This is a genomic window from Stenotrophomonas sp. FR010 (genome assembly GCF_047520755.2).
Taxonomy (GTDB): Bacteria; Pseudomonadota; Gammaproteobacteria; order Xanthomonadales; family Xanthomonadaceae; genus Stenotrophomonas; species Stenotrophomonas sepilia.
Window position 1 is genome coordinate 108,725 of sequence record NZ_JAXBQT020000002.1, and the last position, 17,237, is coordinate 125,961.

General features: G+C 67.5%; 18 protein-coding genes, 1 tRNA gene and 1 pseudogene. 13 read left to right on the forward strand and 7 right to left on the reverse strand.

Translation table 11 applies throughout. The features are described 5' to 3' along the window. Window positions 1-4 precede the first annotated feature (4 nt). Window positions 5-471 (reverse strand): annotated as a pseudogene (locus tag ACM0PK_RS02770) (GNAT family N-acetyltransferase). A gap of 127 nt (window positions 472-598) precedes the next feature. Here ACM0PK_RS02770 and ACM0PK_RS02775 point away from each other — a divergent pair. Next, window positions 599-1,009, forward strand: coding sequence for a DUF3592 domain-containing protein (locus tag ACM0PK_RS02775; protein ID WP_414607212.1), 411 nt, complete (start codon window positions 599-601; stop codon window positions 1,007-1,009). A 332-nt stretch (window positions 1,010-1,341) separates the two neighbouring features. On the opposite strand, the gene ACM0PK_RS02780 is transcribed toward ACM0PK_RS02775, so the two are convergent. After that, window positions 1,342-1,434, reverse strand: a tRNA-Ser gene (locus ACM0PK_RS02780). Window positions 1,435-1,595: 161 nt separating this feature from the next. Here ACM0PK_RS02780 and dnaX point away from each other — a divergent pair. The 4 genes from dnaX (at window position 1,596) to ACM0PK_RS02800 (ending at window position 5,062) form a co-directional block, all read left to right on the forward strand. Continuing rightward, window positions 1,596-3,626: a DNA polymerase III subunit gamma/tau gene (gene dnaX, locus ACM0PK_RS02785; protein WP_414607211.1), complete on the forward strand. Its 2,031-nt coding sequence runs from the start codon at window positions 1,596-1,598 to the stop codon at window positions 3,624-3,626. A gap of 6 nt (window positions 3,627-3,632) precedes the next feature. Further along, window positions 3,633-3,953 (forward strand): YbaB/EbfC family nucleoid-associated protein, encoded by a 321-nt coding sequence (locus ACM0PK_RS02790; RefSeq protein ID WP_019659509.1) that lies wholly within the window; start codon window positions 3,633-3,635, stop codon window positions 3,951-3,953. Between the two features lie 82 nt (window positions 3,954-4,035). After that, window positions 4,036-4,635 (forward strand): recombination mediator RecR, encoded by a 600-nt coding sequence (gene recR, locus ACM0PK_RS02795; protein ID WP_005415496.1) that lies wholly within the window; start codon window positions 4,036-4,038, stop codon window positions 4,633-4,635. Between the two features lie 67 nt (window positions 4,636-4,702). After that, window positions 4,703-5,062, forward strand: a complete 360-nt coding sequence (locus ACM0PK_RS02800; protein WP_005415497.1) for a histidine triad nucleotide-binding protein — start codon at window positions 4,703-4,705, stop codon at window positions 5,060-5,062. 76 nt (window positions 5,063-5,138) lie between these two features. Here ACM0PK_RS02800 and ACM0PK_RS02805 read toward each other — a convergent pair whose 3' ends face one another. From ACM0PK_RS02805 to ACM0PK_RS02820, 4 genes are read right to left on the reverse strand one after another with little or no spacing between them, the layout of a single operon-like run. After that, complete coding sequence (locus ACM0PK_RS02805; protein ID WP_005415498.1) at window positions 5,139-5,666, reverse strand: Slp family lipoprotein; 528 nt, start codon at window positions 5,664-5,666, stop codon at window positions 5,139-5,141. Continuing rightward, window positions 5,663-7,612 carry a transglutaminase TgpA family protein gene (locus ACM0PK_RS02810; RefSeq protein ID WP_353761530.1) on the reverse strand — a complete coding sequence of 650 codons (1,950 nt, stop codon included), beginning with the start codon at window positions 7,610-7,612 and terminating at the stop codon, window positions 5,663-5,665. Before ACM0PK_RS02810 ends, ACM0PK_RS02805 begins: the two co-directional genes overlap by 4 nt. Continuing rightward, window positions 7,605-8,528, reverse strand: coding sequence for a DUF58 domain-containing protein (locus ACM0PK_RS02815; protein ID WP_061480523.1), 924 nt, complete (start codon window positions 8,526-8,528; stop codon window positions 7,605-7,607). The genes ACM0PK_RS02810 and ACM0PK_RS02815 overlap by 8 nt, the downstream gene beginning before the upstream one ends. A gap of 23 nt (window positions 8,529-8,551) precedes the next feature. Further along, window positions 8,552-9,505, reverse strand: coding sequence for an AAA family ATPase (locus ACM0PK_RS02820; RefSeq protein WP_072168236.1), 954 nt, complete (start codon window positions 9,503-9,505; stop codon window positions 8,552-8,554). A 42-nt stretch (window positions 9,506-9,547) separates the two neighbouring features. Here ACM0PK_RS02820 and ACM0PK_RS02825 point away from each other — a divergent pair, with 42 nt between their 5' ends. After that, on the forward strand, window positions 9,548-11,383 hold the full coding sequence (locus tag ACM0PK_RS02825; protein ID WP_414607210.1) for a glycosyltransferase family 39 protein: 1,836 nt from the start codon (window positions 9,548-9,550) through the stop codon (window positions 11,381-11,383). A gap of 102 nt (window positions 11,384-11,485) precedes the next feature. On the opposite strand, the gene ACM0PK_RS02830 is transcribed toward ACM0PK_RS02825, so the two are convergent. Then, window positions 11,486-12,055: a Maf family protein gene (locus ACM0PK_RS02830; RefSeq protein WP_088497812.1), complete on the reverse strand. Its 570-nt coding sequence runs from the start codon at window positions 12,053-12,055 to the stop codon at window positions 11,486-11,488. Window positions 12,056-12,168: 113 nt separating this feature from the next. Here ACM0PK_RS02830 and ACM0PK_RS02835 point away from each other — a divergent pair, with 113 nt between their 5' ends. From ACM0PK_RS02835 to acpP, 7 genes are all read left to right on the forward strand, one after another. Then, entirely contained in the window at window positions 12,169-12,678 is a 510-nt protein-coding gene (locus ACM0PK_RS02835) for a YceD family protein (RefSeq protein ID WP_049404889.1), read from the forward strand. 107 nt (window positions 12,679-12,785) lie between these two features. Beyond that, complete coding sequence (rpmF, locus tag ACM0PK_RS02840; RefSeq protein WP_005408308.1) at window positions 12,786-12,980, forward strand: 50S ribosomal protein L32; 195 nt, start codon at window positions 12,786-12,788, stop codon at window positions 12,978-12,980. A gap of 91 nt (window positions 12,981-13,071) precedes the next feature. Next, entirely contained in the window at window positions 13,072-14,049 is a 978-nt protein-coding gene (locus tag ACM0PK_RS02845; protein ID WP_414607209.1) for a beta-ketoacyl-ACP synthase III, read from the forward strand. A 76-nt stretch (window positions 14,050-14,125) separates the two neighbouring features. Then, window positions 14,126-14,908 (forward strand): BUD32 family EKC/KEOPS complex subunit, encoded by a 783-nt coding sequence (locus tag ACM0PK_RS02850; RefSeq protein WP_072168233.1) that lies wholly within the window; start codon window positions 14,126-14,128, stop codon window positions 14,906-14,908. Between the two features lie 147 nt (window positions 14,909-15,055). After that, window positions 15,056-16,000 (forward strand): ACP S-malonyltransferase, encoded by a 945-nt coding sequence (gene fabD / locus ACM0PK_RS02855; RefSeq protein WP_005415507.1) that lies wholly within the window; start codon window positions 15,056-15,058, stop codon window positions 15,998-16,000. An 81-nt stretch (window positions 16,001-16,081) separates the two neighbouring features. Then, complete coding sequence (gene fabG, locus ACM0PK_RS02860) at window positions 16,082-16,825, forward strand: 3-oxoacyl-ACP reductase FabG (RefSeq protein WP_414607208.1); 744 nt, start codon at window positions 16,082-16,084, stop codon at window positions 16,823-16,825. A 152-nt stretch (window positions 16,826-16,977) separates the two neighbouring features. Then, on the forward strand, window positions 16,978-17,217 hold the full coding sequence (gene acpP, locus ACM0PK_RS02865; RefSeq protein ID WP_061480516.1) for an acyl carrier protein: 240 nt from the start codon (window positions 16,978-16,980) through the stop codon (window positions 17,215-17,217). The last annotated feature ends 20 nt before the right edge of the window (window positions 17,218-17,237 follow it).

Here is a 17,237-nt window from a genome sequence, read left to right on the forward strand (position 1 = left end):
AGCGCTAGAGCTCCCGCTCCATTTCAACGGCGTCGATCCCGGCGCCATGCCCATCGGGCACGATGCGCGCCACCTGGAAACCCAGGCCGGCATAGAAGCCCTGGGTGTGCTGGCTGGTGCTGAGCGCGATGCGCTTGATCGAGGGATCCGCTTCGGCCTGGCGCAGGCGCGCGAGTGCCAGTGTGCGGCCCAGCCCTTGGCGGGGGGGGGGGGGGGGGGGGGGGGGGCCCGCGCGCCCCCCCCCATGCCCCAGCAGAAGCCGGCGCTGCCGTCGCCACGGCGCGAGAGGCCACCACAGGCGACGACGTTTCCATCGCGCTCGATCACCTGGAATGCACAGCCCGTGGCCTGCTCGCGCAGGAAGCGTTCGAAGTCGCTGCGCTCTTCGGGCGCGAAGTAGGTGGGTACGTTGCTGTCGAAGATCGACAGGCAGGCGCGTGCGTCGGCGGGTTGGTAGACACGAAGGCTCATGCAGCCACCATAGCGTGCGGAGGGGGCTGGGTGGCCTCTGGGTTATGCTGTCGGGCAACGGGAGTGACCGCGCGGCAGGATCCGCCGGCCCCATTCGTCTTCCCGCCTGCAACGGAGCTGCCCAGCGATGCCCGACCCTTCTTTTTTCCGGACTGCCCAGTTGATGCGCGGTCTGCTGTTTGGCGTGGTGGGTCTGTTGATCCTTGCCGTGGCCGCCTTCGAGGTGACACATCGTCTTGAGTTCCTGGAGGTCGCGCAGGCCGTTGATGGCCAGGTTGAGCGCCTGAACGCCGGCGGATCGCATCCGCAGGTCGCGTTCACCACCGCGACCGGCCAACGCGTCTCGTACCCGCAGGGCGGCATGATCTTCGGCTATGAGCCTGGGCAGCCGGTACGCGTGCTTTACGACCCGGCGCAACCGCGGCTGGAGCCGGTCCTGGATACGTTCGGTGCGCTGTGGGGAATGACGGTCGTGTGGGTGCTGCTGGGGCTGGCGTTCGTCGGCGCCTGCGTGCGGAGACCGCTCCGGCGCAGATGACCTGCGGCGGATTGCGCGCCGTCGGCGGGCGGGCCGTTGGACCGGCCACGACGGCAAGACCTGTTCAGTCCGGTAGTAGCTGCGGCGATTCCCGCCAGCCAAATAAAAAAGCCGCCCACTGGGCGGCTTCTTCATTTATCTGGCGGAGAGAGGGGGATTGTCGGGTGCATCCCTGCACCCGATCCCGATGCGCGTTGCGCCCCGGGACCAGCCTGCGGCTGTCCGGTTCTGCTCCTGCAGAACCGTCGAACCCCGGCGGGGCTTCTCACCACCCATCCCATCCGCCAGACAAACGCAAAGGGCCACCCTGTGGGCGGCCCTTTGCGTTTGTCTGGCGGAGAGAGGGGGATTCGAACCCCCGAAGCGCGGTTTAGACGCTTACACACTTTCCAGGCGTGCTCCTTCAACCACTCGGACACCTCTCCGGATCCTGCCATCGGCAAACGCCTCAGCAGGGGCGCAGATTCTAGCGGGCGGCGCGGCCGGACACAAGCACCCCGGCCAGGCAACACATACGGGGTCGATGTTGGCGAAGGGGCTGGACAGGCATGGCACAATGGAACTTCCGATGGAAAACGGTGGCCTGATGTCCTATCTCGTCCTTGCCCGCAAGTGGCGTCCGAAGCGTTTTGCCGAGCTGGTGGGCCAGGAGCATGTGGTCCGTGCGCTCAGCAATGCGCTGGACAGCGGCCGGGTCCACCACGCGTTCCTGTTCACCGGTACCCGTGGCGTGGGCAAGACCACCATCGCGCGCATCTTCGCCAAGTCGCTCAACTGCGAGCAGGGCACCAGCGCCGACCCGTGCGGCCAGTGCGCCGCCTGCCTGGACATCGACGCCGGTCGCTACATCGACCTGCTGGAAATCGACGCTGCGTCCAACACCGGCGTGGACGACGTGCGCGAGGTGATCGAGAACGCGCAGTACATGCCCTCGCGCGGCAAGTACAAGGTCTACCTGATCGACGAAGTGCACATGCTGTCCAAGGCGGCGTTCAACGCACTGCTGAAGACGCTGGAAGAGCCGCCGGAGCACGTGAAGTTCCTGCTGGCCACCACCGACCCGCAGAAGCTGCCGGTCACCGTGCTCAGCCGCTGCCTGCAGTTCAATCTCAAGCGCCTGGACGAAGACCAGATCCAGGGCCAGATGACCCGCATCCTGGCGGCGGAAGAGATCGAGGCCGACGGCAGCGCCATGGTGCAGTTGGCCAAGGCCGCTGACGGCAGCCTGCGTGACGGCCTGTCACTGCTGGACCAGGCGATCGCCTATGCCGGCGGCGCGCTGCGCGAGGATGTGGTGCGCACCATGCTGGGCACTGTGGATCGCACCCAGGTGGCGGCGATGCTCGATGCGCTGGCCGAGGGCGATGGCTCGCGCCTGCTGCAGGTGGTGGCCGCGTTGGCCGAATTCTCGCCGGACTGGAGTGGCGTGCTGGAAGCGCTCGCCGAAGGCCTGCACCGCATCCAGGTGCAGCAGCTGGTGCCGGGTGCCGCCGTCGCGGAAGGCCTGGATGTCGCATCATTCGCCGAGCGCCTGCGCCCGGAAGTGGTGCAGCTCTGGTACCAGATGGCCCTGAATGGTCGACGCGACCTGCCGTTGGCGCCGAGCCCGCGCGCCGGCTTTGAAATGGCGGTGCTGCGCATGCTGGCGTTCCGCCCGGCCGCAGCGGTACCGCCGGTGCCGAAGGCCGTCGACGGTGCGGTGGGAGGCACGCCGGGTGGCAACGCTGCCGGTGGTGGCGCCCATGCCGGAAGCCATGAAGCGACGCCGGCTGCTGCCGTCGCTTCGGCCAGCCCGGCCGTGGCGGCGCAGGTGGCCGCTCCGGCGGCTGCACCGCGCGAACCTGAACCCGAACCCGAGCCGGCCCCGCAACCGGAGCCGGATCCGACGCCTGAACCCGAGCCGGTTCCGGTGGAAGAGCCCGTGTCACCGCCGCCGGTGAAGGCCGAGGCGCTGGCGCCTGCCATCGCTGCAGAGGCAAGCGATGACCTGCCGCCGTGGGCCACCGACGAAGCCGAGGCGCGGGATGGGGCTCTGGCGGCCGAGATGGCCGGCCCGGATGCCGCCATGGTCGCGCCCTGGCATGAACCGCCGGCTCCCGCCGCGGATCCAGGCGAGCCTGCGCCGCCGGAGCGTTCGTTCCGCGCCGAAGGTATTGCCATTGCGCCGGCCGAATCGGCTCCGGCGCGTGAGGCCGCACCGCAGGAAGGTGTCAGCGAGCTGGCCACTGCCGAAGACTGGCTGGACCTGGTCGCCAACAGCGGTCTCAGCGGCCCCTCGCGGCAGCTGGCTGCCAACGCCGCCTTCATCAGCTGCCAGCACGGGACCTTGAAACTGGGCCTTTCGCCCGGATTTGAGTACCTGCGCTCGGAGCGCGCGCTGGCTGCCCTGGGCGAGATGCTGGAGAAGGCCCTTGGCCAGGCGCCGAAGATCGTGGTCGAGACCGTGGAAACCGAACACGTTCCGGCCGAGACCCTGCATCAGCGTGCCGACCGCCAGCGTGGCGAGCGGCAGCGGGTGGCAGAGGCCGTTTTCATGGACGACCCGGAAGTGCAGGTGCTGATCCAACAGCACGGTGCCCGGGTTGTTTCCGATTCCATCCGTTCTTTTGACGAGTAAGACACTATGCGCGGCAATATCGCCCAACTGATGCAGCAGGCCCAGAAGATGCAGGAAAACCTGCAGAAGGCCCAGGAAGAAATCGCCAGGATCGAAGTGACCGGCAGTGCCGGCGGCGGCATGGTCAGCGTGACTCTGACCGGCGCCAAGGAATGCCGCAAGGTGCGCATCGACCCGTCGCTGACCAGCGACCCGGAGATGCTGGAAGACCTGATCGCCGCCGCCTTCAATGATGCCTCGAACAAGATCGATGCCGAGTCGAAGTCGAAGATGGGTTCGGCCACCGCCGGCATGCAGCTGCCGCCGGGCATGAAGCTGCCGTTCTGATTGCCAGCGTGGCATCCGTGCAAGCGGGTGCCACAGAATCTGTAGCCGTCGAGCTCGCTCGGCGCCATCAAAGCATGCCGCCGTGTCCGCACCCCTGCTTGAACAACTGATCGACGCACTGCGGGTGCTGCCTGGCGTAGGCCAGAAGACGGCGCAGCGCATGGCCTACCACCTGCTCGAGCGCGAGCGCGAAGGCGGCCAGCGCCTGGCCGAAACGCTGGCCTTGGCGGTGGAGCGTATCGGCCACTGCGCGCAGTGCCGCGACTTCAGCGAAACCGAGCTGTGCCCGACCTGTGCCAACAGCAGCCGCGAGCGCAGCCAGCTGTGCGTGGTCGAATCGCCGGCCGATCGTCTCGCGATCGAGAACGCGACGGGTTTTCGCGGTGTCTACTTCGTGCTGCAGGGCCGGCTGTCGCCGCTCGATGGCGTCGGCCCGCGCGAGCTGGGCCTGGAGCAGCTGGAGCAGCGGCTGGCCGAAGGTGAGGTACAGGAGCTGATCATCGCCACCAGTGCCACCGTCGAAGGCGAAGCCACCGCGCATTACCTTGCGCAGCTGGCGCGCGCGCGCAAGGTGCAGCCCAGCCGGCTGGCACAGGGCCTGCCGCTTGGCGGCGAGCTTGAATACGTTGACCGCGGCACGCTGTCGCACGCGTTCGGGACGCGCAGCGAATTCCGCGATTGAGTACCACCCGGGCATCACCCGGCGCGGCCGGCCTACAATGCGGAAGACACTCCCGCCGAGGCCGACCATGAGCAACGAAACCCTCTTCAGCAAGATCATCCGTCGCGAGATCCCGGCCACCATCGTCTATGAGGATGACGAGGTGCTGGGCTTCAAGGACATCGCACCGCAGGCGCCGGTGCACGTACTGTTCATTCCGAAGAACGAGATCATCCCGACCCTGGACGACCTGCAGCCGTCGCAGGCGCACCTGGTCGGCAAGCTGGCCCTGGCCGCTGCCGAATACGCGCGCCGCGAGGGTTTCGCGCAGGACGGCTACCGCATTGTGATGAACTGCCGCGAACATGCCGGGCAGACCGTGTTCCACATCCACATGCACCTGCTGGCCGGCGCGCCGCTGGGGCATTTCGGTACGCCGGGGCGCTGAAGCCCTGTCCACGCATGCGTGGATGAAAAAGGCCGCCCGAAGGCGGCCTTTTCCGATCATGCGGGCTGGGGGGCGATCACCACCAGCCCCAACGGCCGTAGCCACCCCAGTACGGGCCCCACGGACCCGGACCCCACGGACCATAGGGGTAGGGCACCACATCGACCTGGCGCTGTTCCGGCCACAGGTAGATCACATCGGCCGACAGCTTCGGCAGGCGGTAGTCGTAGTCCCCGATGCGGGTGTTCTGGTAGCCGTCGATCTTGCCGATGAAGGTCACGTCACGCCCGGCTTCAAACACGGCCGGGTCGTAGAAACCGGCGCGGCAGGCAATGAAGCGGCCGTCGCTGGCGTCGGACGAGGTGGTGTTCGGGCGGCCACTGGCGTTGAGCGGGCGCGAGATCATCTGGAAGCAGGTCTCGCCCTGGCCGGGCTTGGTCTCGATGATGCGGCCGCCCCATCGGACCGGCGTGCCGACCTGCTGGGTGGCGACCGAGTCGCGCGGGGAAACCAGGCTGAACTGTCCCTGCAGCGGCTTGGGGGCCGTGGCGCAGGCCGACAGGGCCAGCGTGGCCACAGCGGTGAGGAGGAACTTGGTGTTCATGGGGAGGCTCCGGAAGTCGGGCGATGCCTGCGCAGGTCCCGCAATAATGAAGCGAGGTCGGTGCAAGTTCCAGCGTAGCGCGCGTCGGCGAAACGCTGGCTGAGCGCGAGCAGGGTCGGGTCGGGTCGCTGCCGGTGAACCCGCTGTGCCCAGTCCTGTGCGGTTTCGTGCGGTTCGCGGGCCAGGCCAAGGCGCGCATACCGCCGCCCGAGCCGGTGCCAGGCGCGCAGCAGCGGGTCGCGCTCGCGCTCGCCGCGGGCCAGCAGCCAGGCCATCCACGCCAGTGCCAGCAGGGCGGCGACCACGAATCCGGTCACCAGCTGCGCCGGCCCGAGGTCATCCAGCCCGAACGGCTTGAGCAGTTGCTGCTGGCGGCGTGCATCGAAGGACAGCACCAGGTCGTTCCAGCCGCGGCGCAGCCAGTCACCCATCTGCCCCAGCTGCAGCCAGCGCTGTTGCAGTGGGGTATCGGTGCCGGCCTGCAGGCGGTCGTCCAGGGTGTCCAGGATGCGTTCGGGTGCCACGGCGGCAGTCGGGTCGACCCGCACCCAGCCGCGTTGCGGCAGCCAGACTTCGGCCCAGGCGTGGGCATCCATGCGACGCACCACCCAGTAGTCGCCGATGCGGTTGCGGGTGCCGCCTGCGAAGCCGGTCACCACCCGGGCCGGAATGCCGGCATTGCGCATCAGCACTACGAAGGCCGAACTGAAGTGCTGGCAGAAGCCGGCCTTGTAGTTGAACAGGAAATCGTCGACCGGATCGCGCCCCGCCACCGGTGTATCCAGCGTGTAGGAGAAGTCGCGGGTGATCCATTGCAGCGCACGGCGGACGATGGCCTCGTCATCGCTGCCGGCCTCCTGCCGCCATTGCCGCGCGAGCTGGGCGGTGCGCGGATTGAAGCCCGGCGGAAGCTGCAGCGCCGCGCGGCGCAGGTAGGGCGACAGATCGGTGTCGAACCGTTGCGGCGGCGCCGAATGCAATCGCCAGCGGCTGAGCGCGGACAGCGTGCGGTCGCTGCGCAGGCTCATGTCGGCATCGAAGCTGCTGCCCTCCGGTGCGCGGCTGGGCAGGTCCAGTGCCACCAGCAGGCGACGGTCGGTGGGCTCGTAGTCGATCTGGTAGTCCCAACCCTGTGCGGCGGTTTCGACTACCGGTGCGGGGCGCCCGGCCGTCGCGCGATCGCGGCTCCAGCGGTGGCCGTCGAACGACGTCAGCACCGGGCCGCGCCAGTAGCGCTGCGCAGGCTCGGGCACCGCGCCGAAAAACTGCACGCGCAACGCCGGGGTGTCGTCGGCCATCAGGTCCAGCCACTGGTCCGGCGCCATGCTGTCAGCCAGGCCCGGTGTGCCCACCGCTCGCTCGGGTACGCCCCACAGCGGCGTGGACAAGCGCGGGAACAGCCAGAAGCAGGCCAGCGCGAGTGGCAGGCCGATCCCCAGCAGGCGGCCGACGCCACGCAGTTGTCCGCGCAGCGGCAGGCGAGGGCTGTGGCCCTCGTCCAGGGCCAGGCGTTGCAGGGCCAGCAGTGCGGCAACTGCGGCCAGCGCTGCCAGCCCGGTGGTCAGCGGCCCCTGGTCGAGCAGGAAGGCCGCGAATGGCGAGAACAACGCGAAGCCCAGCAGGCTGCGCGCATCGCGCAGGTTGCGCAGCTCGCTGGACTTGATCGCCAGCATCGCTGCCAGCAATGCGCAGCCGGTATCGCGGCCCGGCCGCACCATGCCCATCTGCCAGACGATGGCGGCAAGCATGGCCAGCACCAGCAACAGGCGGACCGGCATCGGCAGCAGCCGCCGCCATGAAAGCGCAGCGGTCAGCACGGCGGCGATCGCGATCACGCTGGCCAGCACCGGCGGCAGCTGCAGCAGCAGTGGCAGCAGCGCCAGCGCTGCGCTGGCCAGGGTCCAGCTGCGGGCGTTGCGGTCGAGCAGGACGGCAGGCTCAGTCATGGGGCATCAATGCCAGTGCGCGCAGGCACAGGTGGTGGTGGCTGGCACCCTGGCCGGGCCCCAACGGCGGATGGGCCGGAAGCAGCAGCGTATAGCGACGGCCTTCGCGTTCGGCCATGTCGACCCAGCGTGCCAGGCGTGCGATGCGCGCTTCATGGCCCAGCGCTGCCAGCGTGCGCCAATCCAGCACCACTTCGATGCCGATCGGCTTCTCGTACTCGCGTACCAGCAGGCTGTCGCGGCGCGCCGAGTGTTTCCAGGCAATGCTGCGCGGAGCATCGCCGGCACGATAGGGGCGCAGCTGATGCAGCTCTTCGCCCGTGGCGTGGGCGCGGGTGTGCAGGGGATCGCTGCCACTTTCAGGGAGGGGCGGTGCCTGGGCCTCGGCCAGCGGGTAGACCAGCAGCGGTTGCTCCGGCCACACCCACGACCATGCCCGCACCAGTCCCAGCGGCTGCGTGCTCGACAGGCGGATGCGGGGCAGTTCCAGCCAGCCGCGGCGCTCGCTGGGAACATCCAGCTCCACTTCGCCGCGACCGTGTGCAGGCAGTGCGACCCAGGCCTCGCTCGCGCCCAGCTGCAGGTGCAGCCCGTGGCGCGCGCGCGGGTCGCGCAACGAAAGGTCCACGCGCAGGCGCAGGGGATGCCCGGCCGGTACTGGTTCGGCGGAGATTGCATCGATCTGTATGCCGGACAGTTGCAGGTGCGCGGCGATGGCGCTGGCGATCGCTGCCGCGGCCAGCAGCAGCGCCAGCAGCAGGGCCGGGTTGTTGTTGTAGTTCAATGCGCCCAGCAGCATCGCCGACAGCAGGGTGGCGACGAACAGGCCGAAGCGTGTCGGTAGCACGTAGATGCGATGACGGTCCAGTCGCTGCGGCAGGGCTTCGGGCCTGCGGGGGCGTGCCAGCAGCTGCATGCGTGCCCAGCGTGTGGCCACCTTCAGTCCACCGCGACGGTCTGCAGGATCGCCCGCGCCAGCGCCGGCCCGGAGCTGGATTCGGCTTCGGCCACCAGGCGATGGCCGGCCACCGCCACGAACAGGGTCTGCACGTCTTCGGGCATCACATGCCCGCGGCCGAGCAGCAGCGCATGTGCCCTGGCGGCACGCAGCAGGGCCAGTCCCGCGCGCGGTGACAGGCCTACGCGCACGCCGGCATGGTGTCGGCTGCGGGTCAGCAGCGCCTGCACATAGTCGATCAGCGCGTCGCTGGCATGCACCTGGCCAACCGCTTCACGCAATGCACGCACCTGGGTGTCGTCCAGCTTTGGCACCGCGCGTGCGATCAGGTCGCGGCGATCACTGCCGCGCAGCAGCTCGCGCTCGGCCTGCGCGCTGGGGTAGCCCATCGCCAGCCGCAGCAGGAAACGATCCAGCTGCGAATCCGGCAACGGGAAGGTGCCGGACAGGTCGACCGGGTTCTGCGTGGCGATCACGAAGAACGGATCGGGCAGTGGATGTGTCTGTCCATCCAGTGTGACCTGTTGCTCGGCCATCGCTTCCAGCAGCGCACTCTGTGTCCGCGGCGGTGCACGGTTGATCTCATCGGCCAGCAGCACGTGGGTGAACACCGGGCCGGGATGGAACTGGAACTGGCGGCTGCCGGCCTCGTACACCGAAACGCCAAGTACGTCCGCCGGCAACAGGTCGGAGGTGAACTGCACGCGCTGGAAGCTGAGGCCGAGGCTGCTGGCCAATGCGTGCGCCAACGTGGTCTTGCCCAGCCCGGGCAGATCCTCGATGAGCAGGTGGCCGCCAGAAAGCAGCGCGACAAAGGCCAGCCTGACTTCCGGCACCTTGCCCAGCACCAGTGCGTTCACCTGATCCTGTGCCTCCCGCAGGGCCTGGCGCAGTTGATCGGTTAGCATGCTGGGATTGGGGGACGAGGCTGGCATGATCGTCTCAGGTCTGGAATCCATTCGATTATCCATAGAGCAATGCAAGGCGAACAGCGCGCGCGGGCGATTTTTCTCTGGTTGTGGACGCTGATCACAGCGGCCAAGCTGGTGGTGGCCGCGCGCCTGCCGCTGTTCGTCGATGAGGCGTTCTATTGGCAGGAAGGCCAGCACCTGGCCGCTGCCTATTCCGACCTGCCGGGGCTGACCGCCTGGCTTGCACGCCTGGGCGTGGAGATCGGTGGCCATCACGTACTCGCATTGCGCCTGCCGTTCCTGGCCATCGGCGCGCTGCTGCCGATGCTGGTGGTGCGCATCGCCACGCGCTGGTTTGGCAACGTGGCCGGGTGGCAGGCGGGCAGCCTGACCCTGCTGATGCCGTTGTCGGCCACGCTGGGCCTGCTGGCCGTGCCGGACGTACCGATGGCGCTGGCGGCGGTGATCTGCCTGCACGCCGGCGCGCGCCTGCTGCACAGCGTGGATGCGTCCTCGGCGATGAAGCTGGCGCTGGGCCTGCTGATCGGTGCGCTCAGCCACTACCGTTTCATTGGTGTCATCGGTGTCGGCTTCATTGCGCTGCTGGCGTTGCCGCAGGGCCGTCGCATGCTGGCCGATCCGCGCGTATGGGTGGCGCTGGCGGTGGGCGTGCTGGCCTGGCTGCCGTTGCTGGCGTGGAATGCCGACAACCACGATGCCGGCCTGAAGTTCCAGGTGGTCGAGCGCCACCCGTGGGCGTTCGAGTGGGAGGGGCTGTGGTTCCTGGTGATCCAGCCGATGCTGGTGACGCCGATCCTGTGCATCGCGATGTGGAAGGTCGCCCTGGCGGGTACCCGCAGTGGCGGTGGGGCGCGGGTGCAGTGGCGCTATTTCGGCCTGGTGGGCGGGGTGTCGACGCTGGGCATCTTCCTGCTGGGCTTCTTCACCGATGTCGAACGGATCAGTTTCCACTGGCCGTTGCCAGGCTACCTGGCGTTGCTGGTGGCCGTGCCGGTGGTCCTCAACGGTTGGCCGCGCTGGTTGCGCCGTACCGGCTGGTGGCTGGCTGCTGCAGGTACCGTGCTGGCGTTCGGCTACTACCTGATGGCGTCCACGCCGGCACTGCGCGAGCAGATGGCCGGCAGCAAGTACTACCCGCGCAACTTTGCCGGCTGGCAGCCACTGGCCGTGGCGGTGCGTGACGAACTGCGGCAGATGCCACCGGGTACGCGTGTCCTGGCGGGCAACTTCAAGGTCGGTGCCGAACTGGGCTTCCAGCTGGGCAATGGCGATATCGAGGTGCTGCCACATCCGCTCAACGACAAGCATGGGCGCACCGCACAGCTGGCGCAGTGGGACCTGCTGCACGAAGGCCCGCGCAGTGTGCCGATGCTGCTGGTGCTTTCACCCAGTGACCAGCGCTACCGCGATCTGCTGGCGCGCTATCACACCATCTGCGAGCAGGTGGGGCCGCTGCCTGCGCCGCGGGTGGTCAGCAGCGATCATGGCTTCCAGCGGTTCCTGCTGTTCCGGCTGCCGGCCAAGCGTGCACAGGGGCCCTGCGTAACACCCGCGATGGCCTGGCTGGATGCGCCGTCCAACGGTGAGAAGGTCTCCGGAACGCTCGCCATCAAGGGCTGGGCATTCAAGGATGGGGTCGGGCTGGCGCGGGTTGAAGTGCTGGTTGATGGCCGCTCGATCGGTGACGCGCGTTACGGGCGCGTGTTCGACGTTCGCCCCGCCTGGCCGGACAGTACCGATCCGCAGCATCCGGCGGTGGGCTTCGACGCGTCGCTGGACACCACCACGCTGGCGCCGGGCCGGCACTGGCTCGGCCTGCGCCTGCACGGGCGCGATGGCAGCGTGGAGGCGTGGCAGGAGCAACCGTTCGAGGTTCGTTGAGGTCCTCTGGTCCTGTGGAGCCGAGCCGATGCCCGGCTGCTTCCGAATCAGATGGCAGGCAGCCTCGAAAAAGGCAGCCGAGCATGGGCTCGGCTCTACCGTTCACGGCACCGCGAATCCGGCCCTGCGCAGCAGGCCGCACAGCGCGATCAGTGGCAGGCCGACCAGCGCGGTCGGGTCGCGGTTGTCGATCGCCTCGAACAGGCTGATGCCCAGGCCCTCGCACTTGAAGCTGCCGGCGCAGTCCAGGGGTTGCTCGGTGGCGACGTAGCGGGCGATCTCCCGCGAGTCCAGCGCGCGGAAGTGCACTTCGGTCAGATCCAGGGCGGCGAGGGATTCTCCATCCCGCCTGAGACTGATTGCCGTGTGAAAGCGTACCGTCTGCCCGGACATCGCCACCAGCTGCGCACAGGCCGCCTCGACCGTGCCCGGCTTGCCCAGCGGCTGGCCGTTCAGGTCGGCGACCTGGTCCGAGCCGATCACCCAGGCACCCGGATGGCGCGTGGCGACATCGGCCGCCTTGGCGGCGGCCAGGCGCGTGGCCAGGGCCAGCGGCCCCTCGCCGTTCAACGGCGTTTCATCCACCTCCGGGCGTGCGCAGTCGAAGGGCAGGCCCAGCCGTTGCAGCAGTTCGCGACGGTAGCGGGAGGTGGAGGCCAGGACCAGTGACATGCGAGAATACCGGGGCAGGGTGCGGCAGTCTGGCCCGCCGGCAACGCCAGCAGCAAGTCCTGTATGGCGGGCATTTGACAGCGGGCGGTGCGATCCTTAGTATTCAGCGGCTTATGTCCGCGAACGTGCCCGAAACGCTGGATGCCTGGCGGATGGTTGTAGCGCGAAGGCGCTTCGACGGTCAGGTCTCCCTGGCTGAATTGACCCGCCTGCAGGGGTTGGTCGCAGATACCGACGGCGAGTGTGTCTACTCGCTTGAATTCGGTCGCGACGACGTCTTGCGGGTATCCTATGTGGAACTGACCATCGACACCGCGTTGCCGCTGACCTGTCAGCGCAGCATGCAGCGATTCCTGTTGCCGGTGAAGGTGACCCAGAGGCTTGGCCTGATCCGCGACGAGGACGAGGAATCGTCCCTGCCGGAGGAATACGAGGCGTTGCTGGTGCCGGAAGACGGCCAGCTGCGTCCGCTGGACCTGGTCGAGGACGAGCTGGTGCTGGCGGTGCCTGTGGTGCCGCTGTCGCCCGACGGTGAAGCAGTCGACAAGGACTGGGCACCGAGCGAAGAAGAAACAAAGAAGGCCAACCCGTTTGCGGCGTTGGCGGCATTGAAGAAACAATAGCAGCCGGTTGTCGTCGGCGGCTGCGGCGAAAGCGAAAAGTGTGCTGGGCGCTGGCGTCCTGTGCGACGAAACGACGAAGCAAAACGAACCGAGTTTGGAGCAATCCCATGGCTGTCCAGAAATCCCGTGTTACCCCGTCCCGCCGCGGCCAGCGCCGTTCGCATGACGCCCTGAGCGCCAAGCAGCTGTCGACCGACCCGACCACCGGCGAAGTGCACCTGCGTCACCACATCACTGCTGACGGTTTCTACCGCGGCAAGAAGGTCATCCAGACCAAGACCTCGGCCGTCGAAGAAGATTGATGTGCCGGGAAGGCCGCTGCCCCCGGGCAGCGGCCTTTGCCTTCTTTCCCGGGCGTGCCGGTGATCGGCGGCCCGCGCAACAGGAAACATGATGAGCAAGCGGATCTATTCGAGGATCGCGGGCACCGGCAGCTATTTGCCGGAGAAAGTCCTGACCAACGCCGACCTGGAAAAAATGGTCGAAACCTCGGATGAGTGGATCCAGTCGCGCACCGGAATTCGTGAACGGCACATCGCGGCCGAAGGCGAGACCACCAGCGACCTTGGCTACAACGCCGCCCTGCGCGCGCTTGAAGCCGCAGGCATCGATGCCTCGCAGCTCGACATGATCGTGGTCGGCACGACCACGCCTGACCTTATTTTCCCGTCCACCGCGTGCCTGATCCAGGCCAAGCTCGGTGTGGCCGGGTGCCCCGCCTTCGACGTCAACGCAGCCTGTTCCGGCTTCGTGTTCGCGCTGGGCGTGGCCGACAAATTCATCCGCTCCGGCGACTGCAAGCACGTGCTGGTGATCGGCACCGAAACGTTGACCCGCATGGTCGACTGGAACGATCGCACCACCTGCGTGCTGTTCGGTGATGGCGCCGGCGCCGTCGTGCTCAAGGCCGACGAAGAGACCGGCATCCTCAGCACCCACCTGCATGCCGATGGAAGCAAGAAGGAACTGCTGTGGAACCCGGTCGGCGTTTCGACCGGCTTCAAGGATGGCGCCAATGGTGGCGGCACCATCAACATGAAGGGCAACGACGTGTTCAAGTACGCCGTCAAGGCGCTGGACTCGGTCGTGGACGAGACCCTGGCCGCCAACGGCCTGGACAAGTCCGACCTGGATTGGCTGATCCCGCACCAGGCCAACCTGCGCATCATCGAAGCCACCGCCAAGCGCCTGGACATGTCGATGGATCAGGTCGTGGTGACCGTCGACAAGCACGGCAACACCTCGTCCGGTTCGGTGCCGCTGGCGCTGGACACCGCCGTGCGTTCGGGCAGGGTCGAGCGCGGCCAGCTGCTGCTGCTGGAAGCCTTTGGTGGCGGCTTCACCTGGGGTTCGGCCCTGCTGCGCTATTGATAGTGCAAGTTACGACAATGTGAAGTCTTGTCGTTACGGCCCTTCGGGGCCGTAATGCGTTTAAGGAGGACCTGTCATGGTTGAGCCCATCGTCATCGAAGGGCAACGTGCCTGGCTGAAGCAGTACGGCAAGGGAAGCCGGGCGCTGGCCCTGGGCCTGCTCAATTTTGTTGCCCGTCGTTTCCATCTCGACGCCCTTCGTCCTCCTCCGCACCGTGGCGGCGACGCCGCGCGCGAAACCGAGGCCCGCCGCCTTGCAGAGCTGCAGGCCCAAGGCGTGAACGTGCCGAACGTGCTGGGCACCGGCCATGCCGCGCTGGTAATCGGCGACAACGGCAGCTCGTTCAATACCTGCCTGCGCGAAGCCGACGAAGCAGGTCGTGATCGGCTGGTGATGGCGGCGATGCAGGCCATTGCCCAAGCGCATGCGCGCGGCGCCTATTTTGGCCAGCCGCTGCCGCGCAATCTCACCTGGGATGGGCAGCAGGTCGGCTTCATCGATTTCGAGGAAGATCCGCTGGAAGTGATGGACCTGTCCGAAGCGCAGGCCCGCGACTGGCTGATGTTCGGCTATGGCGTGGCCAAGTACTACGCTGATCGCCCCGAACATCTGCAGGCGATGATGGCCGAGGCGATGGGCGAGGCCCAGGCGCCGGTGCGCGAGCACGTGCATGCGGTCAGTGGCCGCCTGCGCAGCCTGGCCAGGGTCTGCATGAAGCTGGGCCGCTCAGCGCGCGCGCTGGCCCATTCGATCTTCATCACCCACGGTGCCAGCACTGCTGGCGTGCTGATGCTGGTGGGCCTGTGCGTGGATTTCCTCGCCGACGGCGATCTGGACGTGCTGCAGCTGTTCTGCTGATCGTTGGCCGGGGTCAGATCCCATTTCCCGTGGAAAAGGGATCTGACCCTGTCATTGCTCCATACGCCTGCATACGCGCACGTACAGACGACACAGCGGATTCCCCCTTATCATGGCCCGCTTCGATTGCAACAAGCGGATGACCGCGTGACCGTATCCACCCTCGCTTTTGTCTTCCCCGGCCAGGGCTCGCAGTCTGTGGGCATGGTGGCCGAGCTGGCCGAACTGCATCCGCAGGTGCGTGAAGCCTTCACCGAGGCATCCGATGGTGCCGGCGTCGACCTGTGGGCGCTGTCCCAGGGCGGCCCGGAGGAAATGCTCAACCGTACCGAATACACCCAGCCGGCCCTGCTGGCCGCGAGTATCGGCGTGTGGCGTGCCTGGAACGCCGTGGGCGGTCCGCGCCCGTCGGTGCTGTCCGGCCACAGCCTGGGCGAGTACACCGCCCTGGTTGCCGCCGGCGCGCTGAGCCTGCATGACGGTGCGCACCTGGTGCGCCTGCGTGGCCAGCTGATGCAGGAAGCGGCGCCGGCCGGTGTCGGCGCCATGGCCGCCGTGCTCGGTGCCGAAGACCAGCTGGTGCTGGATGTCTGCGCCGAAGCCGCAGGCAGCCAGGTAGTGGTGCCGGCCAACTTCAATTCGCCGGGCCAGATCGTGATCGGTGGCGACGCCGATGCGGTCGACCGTGCGCTGGCATTGCTGGCCGAGAAGGGCGTGCGCAAGGCGGTCAAGCTGGCCGTCAGCGTGCCCTCGCACACCCCGTTGATGCGCGAAGCCGCCAACCGCCTGGCCGAAGTGATGGCCGGCCTGTCCTGGCAGGCGCCGCAGCTGCCGGTGGTGCAGAACGTCGATGCCCAGGTGCACGACGGCGTGGACGCCATCCGCACTGCGCTGGTCCAGCAGCTGTACCAGCCGGTGCAGTGGACCGGTTGCGTGCAGGCGTTGGCCGCCCGCGGCATCACCCAGATCGCCGAGTGCGGCCCAGGCAAGGTGCTGACCGGCCTGGTCAAGCGCATCGACAAGGCCATCGACGGCCGTCCGTTGGCCACGCCGGGCGACTTCGAAGCCGCCCGCGAGGCATGGTCGGCCTGACCTTCCCTGTTCCTGCCGACCGTACCGGTGGCCGCTGCAAGCGGCACGGTGCGGCGGCCGCTCCCGTCTGAGGAAAACATCATGAGCAAGCCCCTGCAGGGTGAAATCGCACTGGTCACCGGTGCCAGCCGTGGCATTGGCGCCGCCATCGCCGATCTGCTGGCCGCCCAGGGCGCCACCGTCATCGGCACCGCCACCACCGAATCCGGCGCCGCCGCGATCGGTGAGCGCCTGGCCGCCCACGGCGGTCACGGCCGCGCGCTGAACGTCACCGACGCCGCTGCGCTGGACAGCGTACTCGATGGCATCTCCAAGGAATTCGGCCCGATCTCGATCCTGGTCAACAATGCCGGCATCACCCGCGACAACCTGCTGATGCGCATGAAGGACGAGGACTGGGCGTCGATCATCGACACCAACCTGACCAGCGTGTTCCGTACCAGCAAGGCGGTGATGCGCGGCATGATGAAGGCGCGCAAGGGCCGCATCATCAACATCGCATCGGTGGTGGGCGTGACCGGCAATGCCGGCCAGGCCAACTACGCGGCCGCCAAGGCCGGCATCATCGGCTTCAGCAAGTCGCTGGCCAAGGAAATCGGCTCGCGCGGCGTCACCGTCAATGTTGTCGCACCCGGCTTCATCGACACCGACATGACCAAGGCGTTGCCGGAAGAAGCGCGTACCGCGCTGATCAACGACATCGCCCTCGAACGCCTGGGTTCGCCGGAGGACATCGCCCATGCGGTGGCGTTCCTGGCCAGCCCGGCTGCCGGTTACATCACCGGCGAAACCCTCCATGTGAACGGCGGCATGTACATGCCGTAAGCAAGGGGCGCAGGGATTGCGCCGCAAGTGGTTGATCTGCGGAGGTTTTTGCTGCAATGCAAGGCCGCGCCGGTTTCCACTACACTATCCCACGGCCATCGCCCTTGATGGCGACCACTTTTGAACCACAACTCCATCTGGAGCGAGATCCCATGAGCACCATCGAAGAACGCGTCAAGAAAATCGTCGTCGAACAGCTTGGCGTCAAGGAAGATGAAGTCACCAACAGCGCATCGTTCGTCGATGACCTGGGCGCTGACTCGCTGGACACCGTCGAGCTGGTGATGGCCCTGGAAGAAGAATTCGAGTGCGAGATCCCGGACGAAGAAGCCGAGAAGATCAGCACCGTGCAGGCCGCCATCGACTACATCACGGCCCACGTCAAGGCCTGATGTCAGACGGCAGTGCGCGC